The organism is Allorhizobium pseudoryzae (genome assembly GCF_011046245.1).
Lineage (GTDB): Bacteria > Pseudomonadota > Alphaproteobacteria > Rhizobiales > Rhizobiaceae > Neorhizobium > Neorhizobium pseudoryzae.
Window position 1 is genome coordinate 1,954,489 of record NZ_CP049241.1, and the last position, 19,821, is coordinate 1,974,309.

16 protein-coding genes and 1 tRNA gene are annotated in these 19,821 nt (G+C 62.3%); 6 read left to right on the forward strand and 11 right to left on the reverse strand.

The features are described 5' to 3' along the window. Positions 1-117: 117 nt before the first annotated feature. The 4 genes from G6N78_RS09405 to G6N78_RS09420 all read right to left on the reverse strand — a co-directional run bounded on the left by G6N78_RS09405 (position 118) and on the right by G6N78_RS09420 (position 7,321). Positions 118-999: a transglutaminase family protein gene (locus G6N78_RS09405; RefSeq protein WP_165217726.1), complete on the reverse strand. Its 882-nt coding sequence runs from the start codon at positions 997-999 to the stop codon at positions 118-120. A gap of 9 nt (positions 1,000-1,008) precedes the next feature. After that, a complete protein-coding gene (locus G6N78_RS09410) occupies positions 1,009-3,396 on the reverse strand; it encodes a circularly permuted type 2 ATP-grasp protein (RefSeq protein WP_234905950.1) in 2,388 nt (795 codons plus the stop codon). 25 nt (positions 3,397-3,421) lie between these two features. Next, a complete protein-coding gene (locus G6N78_RS09415) occupies positions 3,422-6,745 on the reverse strand; it encodes a transglutaminase family protein (protein ID WP_165217728.1) in 3,324 nt (1,107 codons plus the stop codon). Positions 6,746-7,117: 372 nt separating this feature from the next. After that, a complete protein-coding gene (locus G6N78_RS09420; protein WP_165217730.1) occupies positions 7,118-7,321 on the reverse strand; it encodes a DUF2735 domain-containing protein in 204 nt (67 codons plus the stop codon). Between the two features lie 407 nt (positions 7,322-7,728). Here G6N78_RS09420 and G6N78_RS09425 point away from each other — a divergent pair, with 407 nt between their 5' ends. Further along, positions 7,729-8,763, forward strand: a complete 1,035-nt coding sequence (locus G6N78_RS09425; protein ID WP_165217731.1) for a glutamine synthetase beta-grasp domain-containing protein — start codon at positions 7,729-7,731, stop codon at positions 8,761-8,763. Between the two features lie 110 nt (positions 8,764-8,873). Here the strand turns inward: G6N78_RS09425 and G6N78_RS09430 are convergent, their stop codons facing one another. Next, the gene (locus G6N78_RS09430) at positions 8,874-10,676 is read right to left on the reverse strand and encodes a chloride channel protein (protein WP_165217733.1); all 1,803 of its coding nucleotides are present in this window, start codon (positions 10,674-10,676) and stop codon (positions 8,874-8,876) included. A gap of 291 nt (positions 10,677-10,967) precedes the next feature. Here G6N78_RS09430 and G6N78_RS09435 point away from each other — a divergent pair, with 291 nt between their 5' ends. Further along, positions 10,968-11,288: a GCG_CRPN prefix-to-repeats domain-containing protein gene (locus G6N78_RS09435; protein WP_165217735.1), complete on the forward strand. Its 321-nt coding sequence runs from the start codon at positions 10,968-10,970 to the stop codon at positions 11,286-11,288. A gap of 50 nt (positions 11,289-11,338) precedes the next feature. Here the strand turns inward: G6N78_RS09435 and G6N78_RS09440 are convergent, their stop codons facing one another. From G6N78_RS09440 to cpdR1, 3 genes are all read right to left on the reverse strand, one after another. Beyond that, positions 11,339-11,716, reverse strand: coding sequence for a PH domain-containing protein (locus tag G6N78_RS09440; RefSeq protein ID WP_165217737.1), 378 nt, complete (start codon positions 11,714-11,716; stop codon positions 11,339-11,341). Positions 11,717-11,892: 176 nt separating this feature from the next. After that, positions 11,893-11,967: transfer RNA gene (locus G6N78_RS09445), tRNA-Val, on the reverse strand. A gap of 106 nt (positions 11,968-12,073) precedes the next feature. Continuing rightward, on the reverse strand, positions 12,074-12,436 hold the full coding sequence (cpdR1, locus tag G6N78_RS09450; protein WP_165217739.1) for a response regulator CpdR1: 363 nt from the start codon (positions 12,434-12,436) through the stop codon (positions 12,074-12,076). Between the two features lie 177 nt (positions 12,437-12,613). Between cpdR1 and G6N78_RS09455 the strand changes: the two genes are divergently transcribed. Both G6N78_RS09455 and hisN read left to right on the forward strand, forming a co-directional pair. Then, positions 12,614-13,498 carry an N-formylglutamate amidohydrolase gene (locus G6N78_RS09455; RefSeq protein WP_165221560.1) on the forward strand — a complete coding sequence of 295 codons (885 nt, stop codon included), beginning with the start codon at positions 12,614-12,616 and terminating at the stop codon, positions 13,496-13,498. 302 nt (positions 13,499-13,800) lie between these two features. Further along, positions 13,801-14,571 carry a histidinol-phosphatase gene (gene hisN / locus G6N78_RS09460; RefSeq protein WP_165217746.1) on the forward strand — a complete coding sequence of 257 codons (771 nt, stop codon included), beginning with the start codon at positions 13,801-13,803 and terminating at the stop codon, positions 14,569-14,571. A 16-nt stretch (positions 14,572-14,587) separates the two neighbouring features. On the opposite strand, the gene G6N78_RS09465 is transcribed toward hisN, so the two are convergent. Beyond that, entirely contained in the window at positions 14,588-15,556 is a 969-nt protein-coding gene (locus G6N78_RS09465) for an alpha/beta fold hydrolase (RefSeq protein ID WP_165217748.1), read from the reverse strand. Positions 15,557-15,965: 409 nt separating this feature from the next. Here G6N78_RS09465 and G6N78_RS09470 point away from each other — a divergent pair, with 409 nt between their 5' ends. Then, positions 15,966-16,448: an Hsp20 family protein gene (locus G6N78_RS09470; RefSeq protein WP_165217750.1), complete on the forward strand. Its 483-nt coding sequence runs from the start codon at positions 15,966-15,968 to the stop codon at positions 16,446-16,448. A 66-nt stretch (positions 16,449-16,514) separates the two neighbouring features. On the opposite strand, the gene G6N78_RS09475 is transcribed toward G6N78_RS09470, so the two are convergent. Next, positions 16,515-17,504: a bile acid:sodium symporter family protein gene (locus G6N78_RS09475; RefSeq protein ID WP_206531558.1), complete on the reverse strand. Its 990-nt coding sequence runs from the start codon at positions 17,502-17,504 to the stop codon at positions 16,515-16,517. Between the two features lie 88 nt (positions 17,505-17,592). Between G6N78_RS09475 and G6N78_RS09480 the strand changes: the two genes are divergently transcribed. Then, positions 17,593-18,447, forward strand: a complete 855-nt coding sequence (locus G6N78_RS09480; protein ID WP_165217752.1) for a LysR family transcriptional regulator — start codon at positions 17,593-17,595, stop codon at positions 18,445-18,447. 57 nt (positions 18,448-18,504) lie between these two features. Here the strand turns inward: G6N78_RS09480 and G6N78_RS09485 are convergent, their stop codons facing one another. Next, complete coding sequence (locus G6N78_RS09485) at positions 18,505-19,557, reverse strand: threonine aldolase family protein (protein ID WP_165217753.1); 1,053 nt, start codon at positions 19,555-19,557, stop codon at positions 18,505-18,507. Between the last annotated feature and the right edge of the window lie 264 nt (positions 19,558-19,821).

Here is a 19,821-nt window from a genome sequence, read left to right on the forward strand (position 1 = left end):
CCGTGTCTGTCCATCAGAACTGACTTATCAATACCGGTGGGCGATGGAGGAAGCGCTAATGGAAATGGTGCAATTTTAGCCAATCGACCGAAAGCGAGGCGACTTTACCGAAATTAACTATTGTTTCAGCGGAATAACATCGACCGCCTGCACCGTCTGGTGGCTTCCGTAGCTCTTCAAGACGCCAATCACGGGCGCAACGTCGGAATAATCGCGGCCGTAGCCGACCACGATGTGGTCCGAGCCAGCGGGAATGTTGTTGGTCGGGTCGAGTTCGATATAGCCGGCGGCCTTGCCGCACCAGACGCGGACCCAGGCATGCATGGCATCCGCGCCTTCGAGGCGTTCCTTGCCGGGTGGCGGAATGGTGCGCAGGAACCCGCTGACATAACCGGCGGGAATGCCGAGACTGCGCAGGCCGACGATCATGACATGCGAGAAATCCTGGCAGACGCCGCGCTTCAGCTTGAAGGCCTCCTCCGGCGTGGTATCGACCGTCGTCGCCTCCGCATCGTATTTGAAGTCCTTGTGGATGCGCTGGCAGAAGGCGGTTGCGATTTCGCGCACGGTCTGTCCGGGCTTCACCACGTCGCGGGCATAGGCGGCGATCTTGCCGTTGGCCGGCAGGCGCGGGCTGGTGCCGATCAGGTGATGCGGTGAGTCGGGATCGACGGAGCGCAGATCCGAGAGTTCGGCCTGCAGTTTCACCAGTTCCGGCGACAGATCGGCCGTCAGCGGCAGCACTTCCACCTGCACGCGCGCCTGCATGCGGATGTCGAGCCTTTCATGCGGGGAGCGGAACGCAACCGATGTGGCCGGCTGGCCGAAGAAATCGGTGAAGCTTCCGCGCTCATCGGCATTCGGAGAGACGGTGAGCGAACCGGCAATCAGGCGCTGGCGGTTGGCAATCGACAGCGGCATGACCCTGAGGATGTGACGCGCCCCCGAAGCAGGGACGTCGTAGATGTAGCCCATGTGCAGCGAGAGATCGTAAAGCATCAGGCTTTCTTATCCAAAATAGGTCTGGCCAATGAGGTCAGAGAGCTTTTCCATCTCCGTCTCCAGCTTCTGGTAGATGTCTGCGGTCATGGTTTCCGGCGTCATCACCGCGAGCCCGGAATGCAGGCGCATGGATTCGCGCTCCAGCGCCGACATCTGGCCGGTTCCATGCGGGTGGGGAAGTTGTTCCACCTCGGTGCGGATCTCGTTCAGCTGGAAGAGGATCGAGCGCGGATTGAGTGGGTCGAGTGCCAGAAGATCGGTCACCGTCAGCCGCGCCGTGTTGACATTGTAGCGGCGGCGGTGGGTCATCACGCTGTCGCCGATCTCGAGCAGCATGTCGAGCGAACCATCCGGCGCGTCGGGGCCGGACATATGGCCGAGCAGCCGGGTCATGTGCAGGCCGCGTTCCAGGTAACGGCCGATGGAGAGGAAACGCCAGCCAGTGAAGCGGTACATGTTTTCATGCACCAGACCGGCAAAGCCCGCGAGCTTGCGCAGGAGCACGGTCATGGCATGCGCCGCATCGTCGCCGTGCTGCACGGCCTCATGGAAGCGCTTGGCGGTTTTGGCCAGATCGTTCAGCGCCAGCCAGCCATCCGGAGAGAACCGATCACGGATATTGCTGGCGGAATAGATGGCGCTGTCGATGTTGCGGATCAGCGGCGCGGGCACGGCTTTCGCCATGTCCATGTCGATGCTCTTCATGTAGCGCGTCACATCGGCCAGCAGCGGCTGTTCGGGATCGGCGCTTTCGGCAAAACGCATGTGCCAGGAGCGCAGGATGCGCAGCGCGCCTTCCGCCCGCTCGATGTAGCGGCCCAGCCAGAACAGGTTGTCTGCGGCGCGGCTCGGCAGGCTTCCCGGCATGTTGCGGGAGAAGATCTCTTCCGGTGGCAGAAGCGTCTGGCGCTCGACCGGCTTGTCGGAGACGATCCAAACATCCGCCGCACTGCCGCCCGCCTGCATGGCAATCGCTGCAACGTCGTCGCCGGAACCGATGCGGGCAAAGCCGCCGGGCATGATCTGCCAGCCGTTTTCCGTGCGGGCGGCAAAGACGCGCAGCGACATCGGCCGCGGCGTCAGCTTGCCGTTGACGAAGGCCGGCGTGGTCGACAGCGTCACCACTTCCTGGCCGACGAGACGGTTGCCTTCCGCGGCAAGCCAGGCCTCGATCTCGGCCTTGGTGCCGGCGCGCTTTTCGCCCAGCACCGACTGGCCGTTGTCGTCGAAGAAGGGGGCGCGGGAATAGGCCGGACCGATGACCATCTTCTTGATGTTTTCCGCCACGTGCTGGCGTTCATCCTTCTGGCCGCACCACCAGGTGGCGATGGAGGGCAGGATGAGTTCCTCGCCCAGCAGGCGGCGACAGATGGTGGGCGTAAAGGCAAGCAGCGCGCGGGTTTCCAGAATGCCGGAGCCGAGCGCGTTGACGATGGTGACGGAGCCGGCGCGCAGGGCCTGCACCATGCCCGCGGTGCCGATATGCGAATTCTGGTTCAGCTCCAGCGGGTCGGCATACGAGGCATCGAGGCGCCGCCACAACACGCCGATCGGCTTCAGGCCGGCAACGGTGCGCACCATGACCCGGTCGTTGACGACCGCCAGATCCTCGCCCTCCAGCAGCATGAAGCCGAGATAGCGGGCGATATAGGCGTGCTCGAAATAGGTCTCGTTGGCCGGCCCCGGCGTCAGAACCGCGATCCTGTCATCCGGATAGCGCTTGTGGGCCTGCAGCGCATCGCGGAAGGCGCCGAAGAAGGAGGCAAGGCGGTGCACATGGGTTTCGCCGTAGATATCGGAGAAGGCGCGGGTGGTGGCGACGCGGTTTTCCAGGGCAAAGCCGGCGCCGGAGGGGGCCTGGGTGCGGTCTGTCAACACCCACCAGTTGCCATCCGGCCCGCGGCCGATCTCGAAGGAGCAGAAGTGCAGGTAATGGCCGCGGGCGGGCTTCACGCCGACCAGCGGCCGCAGGAATTCCGGATTGGATGCCACAAGCGCCGGCGGCAGGATGCCCTCCTTCACCAGCGTATTGTCGCTGTAGATGTCGGCGACGATCTTTTCGAGAAGCTCGGCGCGCTGGACGAGACCGGCGGAGACCTTTTCCCATTCCTTGCCGTCGATCAGCACCGGCACATGCGAGATCGGCCAGCTGCGCTCGGCATTGCCCTGCGCACCGTAGGCGCGGTAAAACACGCCGGCATCGCGCAGGTAACGGTCGGCACGGGCAAAACGCTCGTGCAGTTCGCCCTCCGACATATGGCCCAGCGCATCGATGAGGTTCTGCCAGACGGGACGGATCTGGCCGTCCCGGTCCAGCATTTCGTCGGAAACGCCCGGCAATGCGCGATAGCCGAGGATCGGATCGTCGCCGATCGCCTCGTTCTGCGCGCTGATCTCGCTTGCCGGGTTTATTGCCACGTCAGACTCCTATCGGCCGGCGCAAGTCGAGTGTCAGCGGAAATTCCGGCGACACCTGCTCCGGCATCAATACATACCGGCCAGCCGTATGCCCCCAAGGTTCGAAGCGCGCAAGCCTTCGGGCTTCGGCCTCGTTGCCATTGACGGGGAAAGTCTCGTAGTTGCGTCCACCGGGATGGGCAACGTGATAGACGCAGCCGCCAATCGAGCGTTCGGACCAGCTATCATAGATGTCAAAGGTGAGCGGCGAATTAACCGGCAGCACCGGATGCAGGCCGGAGGCCGGCTGCCAGGCCTTGAAGCGCACGCCGGCGACGGCCGCACCCTGTTCGCCGGTCTTAGCCAGGGGAACGGCGCGCCCGTTGCAGGCCACGCGGTAACGCTCCGGATTGCTCGTCTCCAGCTTCACCTGCAGGCGCTCGACGGAGGAATCGACGTAGCGCACGGTACCGCCGATGGCGCCCTGTTCGCCCATCACGTGCCAGGGTTCCAGTGCCTGGCGCAGTTCGAGCCTCGCTCCCTCGTATTCCACCTCGCCAAAGAAGGGGAAGCGGAATTCCAGCTGTGCCGCAAACCATTCCGGGCGGAAGTCGAAGCCGTTCTGGCGCAGGTCCGAGAGCACATCCATGAAATCGGCCCAGACGAAATGCGGCAGCATGAAGCGGTCGGCGAGCGCCGTTCCCCAGCGCACGAAGGAGCCTTGCACCGGGTTCTTCCAGAAACGGGCGATGAGCGCGCGGACCAGAAGCTGCTGGGCGAGCGACATGCGGGCATTCGGCGGCATCTCGAAACCGCGGAACTCGATGAGACCAAGCCTCCCCGTCGGCCCGTCCGGCGAAAACAGCTTGTCGATGCAGATTTCCGAGCGGTGCGTGTTGCCGGTGACATCGGTCAAAAGGTTGCGGAACAGGCGGTCGACCAACCAGGGCAGGGGGGGAAGACCCTGGCCGGGTGCGGGCACCTGGGCAAGGGCGATCTCCAGTTCGTACAGGCTGTCGTGACGGGCCTCGTCGATGCGCGGCGCCTGGCTTGTCGGGCCGATGAACAGGCCGGAAAAGAGATAGGACAGCGACGGATGCCGCTGCCAGTGCAGGACGATGCTTTTCAGCACGTCCGGGCGGCGCAGGAAGGGGCTGTCGTTCGGGTTTGCCCCGCCGACGACGACGTGGTTGCCGCCGCCGGTGCCGGTGTGGCGGCCGTCGATCATGAACTTGTCGGCGCCGAGGCGGCTTAGGCGGGCTTCTTCGTAGATCGCCGTGGTGATTTCCACGCATTCCTGCCAGTTCGAGGCCGGATGGATGTTCACCTCGATGACGCCCGGATCGGGTGCGACGCGGATGACGTTCAGCCGTTCGTCATGCGGCGGCGTGTAGCCTTCGATATGGACCGGCAGGTTCAGCGCCTTGGCGGCCCGTTCTGCCGACGCGATCAGATCGAGATATTCCTCGAGCGCTGCCGTCGGCGGCATGAAGATGCAGAGGCGTCCGTCTCGCACTTCGATGGAAATCGCGGTGCGCACGCGCCCGCCGATCTCCTCGTAGGACTGACCCATCTGGGTCTGCTGGGCGATGTCCGGACGCAGCGAATGCTCCGGCATCACGCGGCCCTTTTCCGTCGAAAAATCCGGCAGCGGCGGGCGTTCCACGGTCGGATCGACCGGGTTGATGTAGGGATACCAGGAGGGCGAGATGTAGGGCAGCGAGTTCAGCGGCAGGCGGAAGCCGACCGGGCTGTCGCCGGGGATCAGGTAAAGCCGGCCGCGGCGGGTGCGCCATTTTTCGCTGACCCAGGTGCGGCCGGAGGCGCGCGTCTGCCAGGCCTGCACCGGCAGCACATAGCCGGCCGGCGTTGTCAGCCCGTGCGAAAAGACTTTGGCGATGCGGTTGCGCTCTTCCGGGTCCTTCAGCTTGGAATTCGACGGATCGACGTTTTCCGGCAGATTGGCTTCCTTGACGATCCATTCGGCGGGATCCTCATAGGCGGGGGTCACGTTTTCCGGTGTCAGGTCGAGCTCGATCGCAATCGCCTGCAGCAGGCGGGCCGCATCGGTATGATCGACTTCGTGATTGCGGCTTTCGACCGCAATCAGATCCGGGTCGGTCCAGATCGGCCGCCCATCCTTGCGCCAGTAGAGCGAGAAGGTCCAGCGCGGCAGGCTTTCGCCCGGATACCACTTGCCCTGGCCGTAATGCAGGAAGCCGCCAGGCGCGAAGCGTTCGCGCAGCTTGCGGATCAAGACATCGGCGCGGTCGCGTTTGGTCGGGCCGACGGCGGCGGTGTTCCACTCGTCGGACTGGAAGTCGTCGATCGAGACGAAGGTCGGCTCGCCGCCCATGGTGAGGCGCACATCCTGCGCCTTCAGGAGGTCGTCCACCCGTTCGCCGAGCGCGTTCAGCGCCTCCCAGCTCTCGTCGGAAAACGGCTTGGTGATGCGCGGATGTTCGGCAACGCGCGTGACCTTCATGACAAAGTCGAATTCGGTCTCGGCCTCGCCAAAGTAACCGCCGGAAATCGGTGCGGCATTCTTGTAATGCGGGGTGGCGGCGAGCGGAATATGGCTTTCACCGGTCAGGAGACCGGAGGTCGGGTCAAGGCCGATCCAGCCGGCGCCCGGCAGGTAGACCTCCGCCCAGGCATGCAGGTCGGTGAAATCCACCTCCGTGCCCGACGGGCCGTCCAGCGCCTTCAAGTCCGGGGTGAGCTGGATCAGGTAACCGGAGACGAAACGGGCGGCAAGACCGAGGTGCCTGAGGATCTGCACCAGCAGCCAGCTGGTGTCGCGGCAGGAGCCCTTGGCCCGCTCCAGCGTTTCCTCCGGCGTCTGCACGCCGGGCTCCAGGCGGATGACATAACCGATCTCCTGCTGCAGGCGGGCGTTGAGGCCCACCACCATATCGACCGTCGGCTGGCCGCTGCTATGGTCGAGGGTTTTGAGGAAAGCGTCCAGCAGCGGGCCGGTCGGCTCCGGCTTGCGGTAGATCGACAGGTCCTCGTCGAGCGTTTCCGGATAGGCGAAGGGCCATTTGGTCGCCTCCTCCTCGACGAAGAAATCGAACGGATTGTAGACCGTCATGTCGGCGACGAGATCGACCTCGATCTTGAACTCCGTCACCGGGTCGGGAAAGACGAAACGCGCAAGATAGTTTCCGTAGGGATCCTGCTGCAGGTTCACGAAATGATTGGAGGGGGTCACCTTCAGCGCGTGGCTGATCACTCTGGTGCGGGAATGGGCCGCCGGCTTCAACCGTATGATCTGGGGTCCAAGGCGAACCGGCTTGTCATATTTGTAATGGGTCAGGTGATAGATACTGGCCTTGATCGACATGGAACTCCTTGCCGGACCGTTGAAGTGAGCCCGCACTGAAACGAAGGAGGCGAGTTTGTGCAATGCAGGACAATAAAGCAAGGTTGTTTTGCCCATGCTCCACGGTCTCGCAAGCTTGTTCGCAAGATGTTTCTAATAGAAATCAAGGCTCTACGGGGCTGTTCACCGCCCGCGTCTTGGGCGGCGGCGGCCGCTGTCTTCGCGTTCTCAGCGTCTGTCTTGGCGCTGCTCGTTTATGTTTCGAATGCCGTAATCGCAGGCGTTTCGGCGTGGCCGTCATAAAGCCTAAACAAAAAGCCTGCGTGGTGGTGCACACCAAGCAGGCTTTCGCCTAACAATTCACCTTGTCTGCTTATTTTGTATGCAGATCGATCAGCTGGGCTTGCCCGTCGAATCGGGGCCCGCCTGGATCGCATTGTCGTGATACCAGCCGCCTCCGAAGGCGAGATCGCTGTAGCGTCCGGTCTCGACCTCGACTTTCGCCTCCGCGCGATCGCTGCGCACACGCCGTCCGCGGATGCCGCCGACGGGGAACTGGATAATGGTGGCAGTCTGTCTTTCGGTTGCTGCGTTCATGGCCTTATCCTTCGTTCATTCATCCATTTCAGAAGATGACATGATCAATTTTTGTGCATGATGCATTAAATTGCAGCGATTTTACTGCTTTCTTTGTGTGCATTATGCACAATTTCTGGACTTCATGCAACTGCCATCAATGGGGCCTGACTTCGTTCCGGCAGGTGCGTCGCGCCTTGCTCCTACAACGGGCGCAGCGCGGCCCTGTTCCGTCCGGGACTGTCCGGCGGCCCGGAAAACAAGCGGTTCCTCCGGCGCGTCATCGGTCCCCTTTCGTACGTCGATGCCGCCTTGCTTAAACTGGCACGCAAAATGCATTTCACCTGTCAGTCCCGGAGGTGGCGCCATGATCGGTGTCACGGGTCGGGATCTGCTCACACCTCGCAGCGTAGAAACGAGAGAGACCTATGACAAAGTACAAGCTCGAGTATATCTGGCTCGACGGCTACAAGCCGGTGCCGAACCTTCGTGGGAAGACCCAGATCAAGGAATTCGACGAATTCCCGACGCTGGAGCAGCTGCCGCTGTGGGGCTTCGACGGTTCGTCCACGATGCAGGCCGAAGGTCATAGCTCGGATTGCGTTCTGAAGCCGGTTGCGATCTATCCGGATCCGGCCCGCACCAACGGCGCCCTCGTGATGTGCGAAGTCATGATGCCGGACGGTGTCACGCCGCATGCTTCGAACAGCCGCGCCACGATCCTTGACGACGAAGGCGCCTGGTTCGGTTTCGAACAGGAATACTTCTTCTACGAAAACGGCCGTCCGCTCGGCTTCCCGGAACAGGGCTACCCGGCTCCGCAGGGTCCGTACTACACGGGCGTTGGCTTCAAGAACGTCGGTTCGATTGCCCGCGAAATCGTTGAAGAGCACCTCGACCTCTGCCTCGCTGCCGGAATCAACCACGAAGGCATCAACGCCGAAGTGGCCAAGGGCCAGTGGGAATTCCAGGTATTCGGCAAGGGCTCCAAGAAGGCGGCCGACCAGATCTGGATGGCACGCTACCTGCTGCTCCGTCTCTGCGAAAAGTACGGCATCGACGTCGAATTCCATTGCAAGCCGCTCGGCGATACCGACTGGAACGGCTCGGGCATGCACTGCAACTTCTCCACCACCTACATGCGTGAAGTGGGCGGCAAGGAGTACTTCGAAGCACTCATGGCAGCGTTTGCGAAGAACTGGAAGGAGCACATCGACGTTTACGGTCCGGACAACCACCTGCGCCTGACCGGCAAGCACGAAACCGCTCCGTGGAACAAGTTCTCCTACGGCGTTGCCGACCGTGGCGCCTCGGTCCGCGTTCCGCACTCCTTCGTCAACAACGGCTACCGCGGTTACCTCGAAGACCGCCGCCCGAACTCGCAGGGCGACCCCTACGCGATCGCTTCGCGCGTTCTGGCCACGATCGCCGAAGTTCCGACGGCTGCTTCTGCTGCCGCCTGATCGATCGGGTCATTCTAATATCGACGGCACCGGAGCAATCCGGTGCCGTTTTGCGTTAGGGGGTGTCTGCGCTGGGAGGGCAGGCGTGTCCGCCTCCTTGAGCCATCAGATCAGGCGACCTCGCCCACCGCTTCGCGCCGCTGGCGGTCCAGCTCTTCGCTGTAGCGGCGCAGCGTGTGCGCCTCGCTAAGCTGGCCGATCACCTTGCGCTCGATCAAATTGTTGACCACGGCCAGCGCCTCCGCATGGCTCTGGTCGAAGATGGCGGCGGCCTGACGGGCATTCATCTGCGGCAGCAGGAAATCGTTCTGGTGGCTGAGGAAATCGGCAAGCGCGGTGCGTGGCCGGGTCGCCTCAACCTCGTCGGCATAGATGTCCGGCAATGAGATGATGCCGGCATACCGCTCGTCATTGTCGAGCAGGATGACGCGCTTGGCCGAACCAAGGGGGAAGGTCTCGCGGAAGGCCTCCAGTTCCGTGCCGAGCCGTGCGCATTTGACGTCGGCGCGCATCATCTTGTCCACCGTCAGGTTTCGGATCCACCCAACGTCGTGGGCGCTGCGAATGCTCTCGCCGCGCAGATGGAAGCGCCAGGTGGCGAAGGAGTAGCCGAAGGTTGTGCGCACCACCACCGAGGAGGTGATGACGGCGGCGAGCACCAGCGCGGTGATCGGGAAATCGGCGGTGATTTCGAGTGCCAGGAAGGTCATCGTCAGCGGTCCGCCGATGATGGCAACGGCGAGCGCGCTCATGCCGACGACGGCAAGCACCGTCGGTGTGAGCGATCCGGTGGTGATGAGATCCGCCGGGGTTCCGAAGATCTTGCCGATCAGCGAGCCCATGAACAGCGAGGCAAAGAACAGGCCGCCGCGGAAGCCGGAGCCGATCGAGACGGCGGAGGCGAGCGATTTCAACAGGAAGATGCCGATCAGGATCTTCACCGGAGCATCGCTGTCGAGATTGAGGTGCAGAGCGCCATGGCCGGCCGACAGCACCTGTGGGGTAACCATGCCGAGCAGGCCGACGATGATGCCGCCGAGCGCTGGCCGCACATAGGGGGGAACCGAGCTTTTACGCGCCATTTCCTCGATGAAGGCGACACCTTGCATGATCACGATGCCGATCGCGGCGCAGATCGCGCCAAGCAGGATCGCGGGGAGGTAATCAGCCGGCGTGATGGTGCCGATCTCGCCCACTTCGATGACGAAACTGTTGCCGGAGAGGGCGCGCGCCACGAAGGTGGCGATGATGGCGGAGATCACCACGGGCGCGAGCGCCACCATGCTGTAGGTGCCAATGATCAGCTCGAAGGCGTAGAAGGCGCCGGTGAGGGGGGCATTGAAGGCGGCAGCGATGGCGCCCGCAGCGCCGCAGCCGACGAGGATGCGCATGTCCTCGCGGCGCAACTTCAGTTTCGTGCCGATCTTCGAGCCGATGCCGGCCGACAGCTGGGTATAGCCGGCCTCCAGTCCGACCGACGCGCCAAAGCCGTTGGAGATCAGGTTCTGGGCTGCCACGATGAAACTGTCGGTCAGGGAAATGCGACCGCCATAGAGGGCGTTCGCCTCGATGGGGTCGACGATCTGGCGTTTGCGCCGCCGTGCCAGGATATAGAGAAAAAGCCCGAGAAGGGCGCCACCGCACACCGGTGCCACCAGCACGACCGTCTTGTTCTCGATCTCTGATGCGCTCAACCACTCGGACATCTCGATGCCGTAGATCAGGTTGTGCATGGCGCGCGAGATCCAGCTCATGCCGCTGACGGCGGCACCCGCGGCAATGCCGATCGCGACGCTGGATAGAATGAGACCGATTTCGCTGCCACGCGCGAAGGCCTTTTTCTTCACCAGTTTCGCCCGGGCCTGCAGCGCCTTGAGCAGTGATACCGGTGATAGGGTCTGAACCGAACGCATTCTCAATCCGAACATCTGCCATGGCCAAAACCCGGGCCACCCCTTTCACAGGATCAAGCCCGGTCGCCCGTTGCGTTTTCAATGCCACGTTTGGGCCCCGTCTGGAAGCAGACTTGGACGTCTCGTGCAAGGCCGGACATGGGCCAGAACGCACATGTTTCAAGGCGCGGCATCGGGTGGCGATGACCAAGGATAACGCGAGACGCCCTTCTTCTTCATGAACGGCGGATTCAGCCACCGTTCAGGCGCAGCCGCGCAGGATCAGCGCATCAAACACGTTGAGGTCTGACCATGAAGGCTCTTCTGATTGCCGCTGCCGTGCTGGTCACGGGTGCGTTTTCGGCCAACGCCCAGCCCATTCCAGGACGGATGGCTGTTCCGTCCCCCGTACAGGACCGGCTGACACAGCAGGTCGATTGGGCCTGCGGACCCGGCTGGCGAGTGAACCGCTGGGGCGACTGCGTGCCGCGGCGCGGTCCGCCGCCGCGCCATTTCCATCGGGATCGCGACTGGGGCTGGGGTCCGCCTCCGCCGCGTTACCGCCCGCCACCGCCGCCGCCGCGCGGCTGGGGCCCGCCGCCGCGGCACTGGGGCCCGCGGGATCGCTGGTAACATCAAAAGGCTGGGTGGTCCTGAGGGTCACCCAGCCTTGACGTTTTTCTCTATCGGCAGATGCCGGTTGCAAGCGCGCGCTGAATGCCGCGCACATCGCTGCCTTTGCCAAGCGTGCGCTGGATGGGCGTCGAGCTGCCCGAGATCCAGATCTTCAGCTCCGAATCAAGATCGAAGGTCCCCGCCGTTTCCACCGAAAAGCGGGTGATCGCGCGGTAGGGGATCGTCGTGTATTCCACCTTGCTGCCGGTCATGCCCTGGATATCGACGAGGATCAGCCGGTGCTGGGTGAAGACGAAGAAGTCGCGCACGATCCGGAAGGCGAGTTGCGGCGCTTCGCCCTCGATCAGAACGCCGTCGAGGCGCTTTTTCAGATCCGCCGGATCGACGCTCGATCCGTGCCCGAGCAGGCTGTCAAAAAGTCCCATGTGGATTCTCCCGGTTGGCCAGACTGGACCGGAGATAGGAAAGGCCGCGCGATATTCCATCGCCTGGAGACTGATTCGTGTGTGGCTAAGGGGAGGGATGACCGTGCGCCAGACGTGGCGAAGGCCCTAAAACGGAGAAATCCGCCGAAGCGGATTTCTCAACGTTTAGAATGGAATGGTGGGCGTGACAGGGATTGAACCTGTGACCCCTACGATGTCAACGTAGTGCTCTCCCGCTGAGCTACACGCCCTTCCGTGGCGGCGGATAGACCATAAAAGCGGCCGACCCGTCAACCGGTTTTTTCTCTCATGTGACGCTTTTTTTAAAGTCGCATGAGGAAGCCCGGAAAACCGGGCTCAAGCCGCAAGAAGCTTGTTCACTTCATCCACAAGGTCGCGCAGGTGGAAGGGCTTGGAGAGCACCTTTGCGTCCTTCGGAGCCTTCGAATCGGCATTCAATGCCACGGCGGCAAAGCCGGTGATGAACATCACCTTCAGGTCCGGATCGAGTTCGGTGGCGCGGCGCGCGAGTTCGATGCCGTCCATTTCGGGCATCACGATATCGGTCAGCAGCAGGGAGAAGGGCTCCTCGCGCAGGCGGTCATAGGCGCTTGCTCCGTTGTCGAAGGACGTCACCTTGTAACCGGCCTTTTCCAGCGCCTTCACCAGGAAGCGGCGCATATCGTTGTCATCTTCGGCGAGAAGGATTTTTTGCATCATCAGGACCGTTTTTGGGTTTTCATGGTTCCGGAGGCTCTCACACTAGCCATGTCGCAGTAAAAAACAGGTGAATGGCACGCGTGCGGCGTCCTTTGTAGGGCTTGAGATAGTATGGACTTCGAAGCCTGCAACTGGCAACATGGACAATCAATGAGTTCGCGACATGGTAAAGGCCGCATGGATTGGGTGACGGGCGATTTTGATCCCTTTGAGGTGCGGGAGCCTGATACGCAGACCATCCCCTTTGTTTTCAACTCGCCGCATAGCGGCCGATCTTATCCACAGGCCTTCCTCGATTCGTCGCGTCTCGATGCACTCGGCATCCGCCGCTCGGAAGATCATTTCGTCGATGAACTGTTTGGCGATGCGCCGCTCTTTGGCGCGCCGCTGCTTGTCGCCCATTTTCCGCGCGCCTATCTCGACGTCAACCGCGAACCTTACGAACTCGATCCGCGGATGTTCGACAGCGCGCTGCCATCCTATGCCAATATCGGGTCCATGCGGGTCGCCGGCGGGCTCGGCACCGTTCCGCGCATCGTCGCGGAAAACATGGAGATCTATCGACATCGCCTGCCGGTCAGCGAGGCGCTCGACCGGATCGAGACGATCTACAAACCCTATCACGCCTGCCTTCGGCGGCTGATTGCCCGCACCCATGCCCGCTTCGGGCTCGCCATCCTCATCGATTGCCACTCGATGCCCGGTAACATCCGCCTCTCCGGTTCAGATCTCAGGCCCGATTTCATCATCGGTGACCGTTACGGCACCAGTGCTTCGGCGGAGCTTTCGCGCGCGGCGCTGCATTTCCTCGAAGACATGGGCTTCAATGCGGTGCGCAACAAGCCCTATGCCGGCGGCTTCATCACCGAACATTACGGCCGTCCGGTGCGCGGTCTGCATGCGCTGCAGATCGAGGTCAATCGTGGGCTTTATGTGGACGAGATGACGCTGGACAAGAAGCCGGAATTCGATCTGGTGGCGGCAGCGCTCTCCACCTTCATGCGCCAGATGGTGGATTTTGCCGCCGATTTCAGCCTGGACGCGACGCTGGCGGCGGAATAGCCGCTCATTTCTCACCAATGCCCTTTGTGACCGAGGCCTCTTGAGGCGTCGGATCGCCTTGTCTCGGCTGATCTATGGGCAAAAAAAACCGCGCCTATGGCGCGGCTAAGTCTAGGGAGGAAACACCCAAGGAGGGTATTTACAGTCAAAAGACTGTAGGTTGACCCTACGACCGCACTGCACAAATGTCAAGCAGTGAATCGAGTTGATTATTCTTCAGGCATAATCTTCTTGGTGTGCCCGGCTTGCCCATCCATGCCGATCAGCTAGAAAGAGCGAAGCTTGCCAACAGGATGGACCCGATGCTGCCAGATCGCGCCTTTTTCGACCGCCTCGCTGATGCCGCCAAGCGGGAGACGCTGTCGCGGTTTCGAACCGGGACGTCGGTCACCAACAAGCTCGCGTCGGGCTTCGATCCGGTGACGGAAGCGGACCGGGCGGCGGAACTGGCGATTCGCGACCTGGTGACGGCCGCGTTTCCCGATCACGGAATGCTCGGCGAAGAGCACGAGAGTTTCGGTCTCGACAAGCAGCATGTCTGGGTGATCGATCCGATCGACGGGACGCGCGCCTTTATTTCCGGCGTTCCGGTCTGGGGAACGCTGATCGGCTTCTACACGGAGGGCCGCGGACATATGGGCATGATGGACCAGCCCTTCACCGGCGAGCGCTATTTTGCCGATGGGTCCGCCTCCTGGTATGGCGGGCCGGATGGCGAACGGCAGCTTCGGGTGCGCGACTGCGCCTCGCTGTCGGATGCGGTCCTGTTCACCACCTCGCCGCATATCTTCGAGGGCGGGGATCTGGCCCGTTACCGCTCGGTCGAAGAGAAGGTGCGGCTGTTCCGCTATGGCGTCGATTGTTACGCCTATGCGCTGCTTGCCGGCGGACATGTCGATCTGGTGATCGAGAACAACCTGAAGCCCTATGACGTCGGGGCACTGATCCCACTCATCGAACAGGCCGGCGGCATCATCACCACCTGGGACGGCGGGCGCCCGGAGCAGGGCGGCCATATCATCGCCGCCGGCTGCCGTGCCGTTTACGAGGAGGCGAGGGCGCTTCTCGCCTGAACCGGCGTTTGCGCGGTCACGCCGCCGATTCTTCGACGTCCGGCATCGGGTCGGTGCCCGGCATGAAGGCCTCGATCGCGGCCAGCACCTGCGCGCGGTACACATCGCGTTCCTGCAAGAGTTCGTGGCGGGCGCCGGTGATGGTGATCAACTGGCCGGCGCGGAAATTCCGCGACAGCGCCTCCTGGGCGACATAGGGCACCACGCCATCCAGCATGGGGGCCAGAATGAGTGTCGGGATGGTGATCTGCGTCAGATGCGCCTGCTGCGTGATGCGTGTTGCCGCCGTCAGCGTCTCATGGAGCCAGCGGGCTGTCGGCGCACCGATGGTCAGATCAGGACGGGCGGCGATGACCTCGCCATTGCGCTGAAAGCGCGTCAGGTCACTCGTCAGCGGATTACCCTCGAAGGGGCGCAGGCCGCGATCCTCCCCCATGGCTTTTTGTCCAAGGCCGGTGAAGGAGAAGAAGGCCGACAGCTTGCGGATCGAGGCTTCCGACATCGCTTGTTGGGTGAGGCCGACAAAGGGGGCGGCGAGCGCCATGCGATCGATGCGGTTGGCAAGCCGGGGCGCGACCGAGAGCGCGATCAGCGCGCCGGTGGAATGGGCGAGGATGAAGAAGGGCAGGCGCGCATCCGGCAGCACGACCTTTTCGAGAAACAGTTCGAGATCGCGTTCGTAATCGGCAAAACGGCGGACATGACCCTTGCGGCGGTCCTTCAGCAACCGCTCGGAACCGCCCTGGCCGCGCAAATCATATGTCGCGACCCAGAGGCCCATGGCATTCAAGTCGCGGATCGTCTCATAATATTTCTCGATGAACTCGTTGCGGCCCTGCAGCAGCACGATGGTGCCCCGCGCCGGTGAGGTCTCCGACCGGAAAATAGCGTAGCGCAGCTTCGTTTTCCGCGCGCCTTCGAAATACCCTGCCGTGTGGTTTTCCGGTACGGGGTTTCCCGGTGTCGAGAAAAGGATGTCGTCCATGGATCAGCCGCGCTCCCTGAAGGACCCAAGCGATAGGGTCTGGCTCGCACCTCGTCAAAGAAAAAAGCGACGAGGAAAAAAGCCGGCAGGGCGGTTTGCCTCTGCCGGCCAAGGATGGTGAACCGGAGCGAAGGGACCTGCCCCGGCTGCCGGCGGCAGATCCGACCGGCTGGCACGATTCCTACACCGGGTGGCCTGAATGCGGATGGAATTGCCGGTTCAGCCGCGGTTCATGGGGGAAGACAATTGGCAGGCCGCTTCTTCATCAAGGGGTCTTGAACGCGGAATTTCGAACTCCCATCTCACGGTCACGGACGCCGAAAGGGTCCGCATGACAGGAGCCGGTGTCGCCAAACGGGGCACGGGCTTCAGATGACAAAACCGCACACGTCGCTTCAAGGAGGACACCATGCGTCACATCGATTTTTCGCCGCTCTATCGTTCGACCGTCGGCTTCGACCGTCTCTTTTCCATGCTGGACGGCGTCGGCCAGCCGGAGCAGGCGCAGACCTACCCGCCCTACAACATCGAGCGGACCGGCGAGACCACCTACCGCATCACCATGGCGGTGGCCGGTTTCGATGAAAAGGAACTCAGCATCGAGGCACATGCCCATGTGCTGACCGTCAAGGGCGAGAAGTCCGAAGACGAGACCGCAGAAAAGACCGAATTCCTCTATCGCGGCATTGCCAAGCGCGCCTTCGAGCGCCGCTTCCAACTGGCCGACCATGTGGAGGTTCAAGCGGCCTCGCTGAAGAACGGCCTGCTGCATATCGATCTGCTGCGCAACATTCCCGAAACGCTGAAGCCGCGCCGCATCTCGATTGCCGCCGATGTGGTGAGCACGCCGAAGACCATCGAGGCGCAGCCGGATCCGCAGAAGGTCAACTGACCTTTCTCTTGTCGGATGTTCGTATCGAAGGCCTCTCCCGATCGGGAGGGGCCTTTTTCATGCTCCTCAGGCGGCGGCCGGGGCCGGCAGCGGTTCCTTGGCAAGCCGTTTTGCATATTTCTGGGCAATCACGGCGCAGACCATCAACTGGATCTGGTGGAAGAGCATCAGCGGCAGAACGATGGCGCCGATGCTCTGGCCGGCGAAGATCGCGCCGGCCATCGGCACGCCGGAGGCAAGGCTCTTCTTTGAGCCGCAGAAAGTGATGGTGATCTCGTCTTCCTTGTTGAAGCCCAGGAGACGGCTGCCGAACATGGTGATGACCAGGAGCATGGCAAGAAGCAGCGCATCAAGCACGATCACCACGCCGATATCGCGCAGCGAAAAGGTCTGCCACAGGCCTTCATTCACGGATTCCGAAAATGCGAGATAAACCACCATCAGGATCGAACCGCGGTCGACAGGGGTCAGAAGCTTCTTTTTCGAACGGATCCACTTGCCGATCCAGGGTTCCAGGATCTGGCCGAGGATGAAGGGGGCGAGCAGTTGAAGCAGGATGGTTTCCAGCGCATCCAGCGAAAAACCGCTGCTGCCGCTCGTCGTCATCAGCAATCCGACCAGAAGCGGGGTCAGGAACATGCCGAACAGATTGGAGGCGGATGCCGCGCAGATGGCCCCCGGCACATTGCCGCCGGCAATGGATGTGAAGGCGATCGACGACTGGACCGTGGAGGGCAGAACGCAGAGGAACAGGATGCCGACATAGAGTTCCGGCTTCAGGATCGCCTCCGGAATATATCCGAAGCCGAGGCCAAGAAGCGGGAAGATGGCATAGGTGACGGCGAGGATGGTCAGATGCAGGCGCCAGTGCAGCGCACCCGCCACCACCACGTGACGCGACAGCCTTGCCCCGTGCAGGAAGAACAATAAGGCGATGGCGCAATCCGTTGCATCCTCGAAATAGTCCTCGAAAGTGCCGCTGGCGGGCAAAATCGATGCGATCAGAACGGTGCAGAGCAACAGAAGCGTAAAGGTATCGGGCAAAAAGCGGCGCATGGCGGGTCCAGTCCAGAATATCCGCCTTGTTGACTGCCTCATCATGAAGCAGAATGCAAAGACTAACAGTTATCGGGAAGCTTGATGAATGCTGAACCTGACGCATCTTGCGACCTTTCTGCGGCTGCATGATACCGGCAATTTCACGCTGGCGGGGGAGCAGCTCGGTATCGGCCAGTCCACGGTCACGCACCACATCCAGCGGCTGGAGCGCAGTCTCGGCCGACAGCTGATTGACCGCACCACGCATCGCGTCAAGCTGACGACGGAGGGCGAGGCGCTTCTGAGCTATGCGCGGGCCATGCTGGAGATGAACGGCAAGGTGATGTCGCTGTTCGGCGAGACGCGCCTGCGCGGTCGCCTGAGGCTGGGGGTCTCGGAGGATGTGGTGGCCAACCGGCTGACCGGAATTCTCGAGGATTTCATCCGGCTTTACCCGCTGGTCGATCTGGAATTGACCGTGGCGCTGAGTGCCACGCTCTACCAGATGCAGGATGTCGGCGAACTGGATCTGGTGCTTGCCAAGCGCCATCTTGGCGAGACGCATGGCCGGCTTCTCTACCGCGAGCCGCTGGTGTGGCTGGCGCGCGATCCGGATCTCTTCGGCGTCGGTCCGGATACGCCGGTGCCCCTAATCGCGTTTCCGCAGCCGAGCATTACCCGCAAGGTGGCGCAGGATGCGCTGGACCGGGCAAAGCTGCCGTGGCGGATCGTCTGCACCTGCGGCAATCTTGCGGGGCTGACCGCGGCGGCACGTGCCGGCATGGGCGTGCTGGTGCAGCCGCGCAGCATGGCCCCGGAGGGGCTTCGCGAGGTGGCGGGCGAACGGCTGCCGGTGCTGGAGGATGTGGAGTTCGTGCTGGTGTCGCGGCGCGGTGCGGATGCTGCGCTAACCGAGGCGCTGTCCAGCCTGATTGTCCAGCGCATCACCCCGCAGGGCTGACGGTCACGGCAAGACGCGTTGCCCTTGCCGTGACCCGTGCCGTGACCCTCGCACCTGTTAGCCAGCCGCGATCACGTCGAGGAAGGCATCCACATCCTGCGGCTCCGTCGCAAAGCTCGTGACGAGACGGATGAGCATATGGCCTTCGGCCACCGGTTCTGCCATGTCGTGCGGCTCCAGCCAGTCGTAGAACTTCGCACCCTTTTCATACGCGGCCTTCATCGTCTCGACCGGAATGACGGCAAACACCTCGTTCGATGTCGTCGGCCAGGCCTGGCGGGCGCTGTTGGAGGCATCGAGGCCGGCGCGCAGGCGGTCGGCCATGGCATTGGCATGGCGGGCAAGATCGAGCCACAGCCCGTCCTGCAGATAGGCCTCGAACTGGGCGGCAATGAAGCGCGATTTGGAAAACAGTTGCGCCGAGCGCTTGCGGATAAAGGGCAGTTCCTTCGCCATCTCCGGATCGAAGAAGACAATGGCTTCCGCGCACCAGCAGCCGTTCTTCGTGCCGCCGAAGGAGAGAACGTCCACGCCGCGTTTCCAGGTCATCTCCGCCGGTGTGGCGTCCAGATTGACGAGCGCATTGGCAAAACGTGCGCCGTCCATATGCAGCGGCAGGCTGTGTTCGCGGGCAATCGCCGCAATCGTGTCGATCTCGTCGAGGCTGTAGATGGTGCCGGTTTCGGTCGCCTGGGTCATGGTGACCGCGGTCGCCCGGCCGTGATGGACCGCATCCTGCGGATAGCGCGCGATGCGGCTTTTGAGGTGCTTCGGGTCCATCTTGCCGAGCGGCCCTTCGACCGGCGACATGCGCATGCCGCTGAAGAAATCCGGCGCGCCGCATTCGTCCTCGATCACATGCGCTTCGGAATGGGCAAACACCACACCGCCCGGCTTGGCAAGGCTTGCGAGCGCCAGCGAGTTGGCGGCGGTGCCGGTGGCGACGAAGAAGACCGAGACCTCCCGTTCGAAAATCTCATTGAAGCGTTGTTCGATCTGGCGGTCGAGTTCGCTCGTGCCATAGGCGGCGGCGAAGCGGGTGGATTCCTTCAGCAGGCGTTCATTGATGGCCGGGTGGGCGCCGGCCCAGTTGTCCGAGGCAAAAAACATGGGAATTGACTCTCGAGAGGATGGGAGCAGGAGGCTCAGAGCTTAAGCGGATCGGGCGCCTGATCAATAGCCAACCGACAATCGCCGCCGCGGCCCTGGTTCTGCCGCAGCAAAAGTGACAAGTTCTCCGACATTGAGACATTTTGTTTCGCCTTCGCATTCTCTTACGACAGAATGCGTCTCCGGCGCGTTTCTTTTTCCTGTTGCGGACCTTGCGTCCAGCGACGATTTCTGTCATAGAAAACCAGGAACTAGGACAGCCTT

Bases quoted from the DNA above. Each gene is read 5' to 3' on its own strand.
- G6N78_RS09405 (WP_165217726.1), bottom strand. From the start codon at position 999: ATGCTTTACGATCTCTCGCTGCACATGGGCTACATCTACGACGTCCCT.
- G6N78_RS09415 (WP_165217728.1), bottom strand. From the start codon at position 6,745: ATGTCGATCAAGGCCAGTATCTATCACCTGACCCATTACAAATATGAC.
- G6N78_RS09420 (WP_165217730.1), bottom strand. From the start codon at position 7,321: ATGAACGCAGCAACCGAAAGACAGACTGCCACCATTATCCAGTTCCCC.
- G6N78_RS09425 (WP_165217731.1), top strand. From the start codon at position 7,729: ATGACAAAGTACAAGCTCGAGTATATCTGGCTCGACGGCTACAAGCCG.
- G6N78_RS09430 (WP_165217733.1), bottom strand. From the start codon at position 10,676: ATGCGTTCGGTTCAGACCCTATCACCGGTATCACTGCTCAAGGCGCTG.
- G6N78_RS09435 (WP_165217735.1), top strand. From the start codon at position 10,968: ATGAAGGCTCTTCTGATTGCCGCTGCCGTGCTGGTCACGGGTGCGTTT.
- G6N78_RS09440 (WP_165217737.1), bottom strand. From the start codon at position 11,716: ATGGGACTTTTTGACAGCCTGCTCGGGCACGGATCGAGCGTCGATCCG.
- cpdR1 (WP_165217739.1), bottom strand. From the start codon at position 12,436: ATGATGCAAAAAATCCTTCTCGCCGAAGATGACAACGATATGCGCCGC.
- G6N78_RS09455 (WP_165221560.1), top strand. From the start codon at position 12,614: ATGGATTGGGTGACGGGCGATTTTGATCCCTTTGAGGTGCGGGAGCCT.
- hisN (WP_165217746.1), top strand. From the start codon at position 13,801: ATGCTGCCAGATCGCGCCTTTTTCGACCGCCTCGCTGATGCCGCCAAG.
- G6N78_RS09465 (WP_165217748.1), bottom strand. From the start codon at position 15,556: ATGGACGACATCCTTTTCTCGACACCGGGAAACCCCGTACCGGAAAAC.
- G6N78_RS09470 (WP_165217750.1), top strand. From the start codon at position 15,966: ATGCGTCACATCGATTTTTCGCCGCTCTATCGTTCGACCGTCGGCTTC.
- G6N78_RS09475 (WP_206531558.1), bottom strand. From the start codon at position 17,504: ATGCGCCGCTTTTTGCCCGATACCTTTACGCTTCTGTTGCTCTGCACC.
- G6N78_RS09480 (WP_165217752.1), top strand. From the start codon at position 17,593: ATGCTGAACCTGACGCATCTTGCGACCTTTCTGCGGCTGCATGATACC.
- G6N78_RS09485 (WP_165217753.1), bottom strand. From the start codon at position 19,557: ATGTTTTTTGCCTCGGACAACTGGGCCGGCGCCCACCCGGCCATCAAT.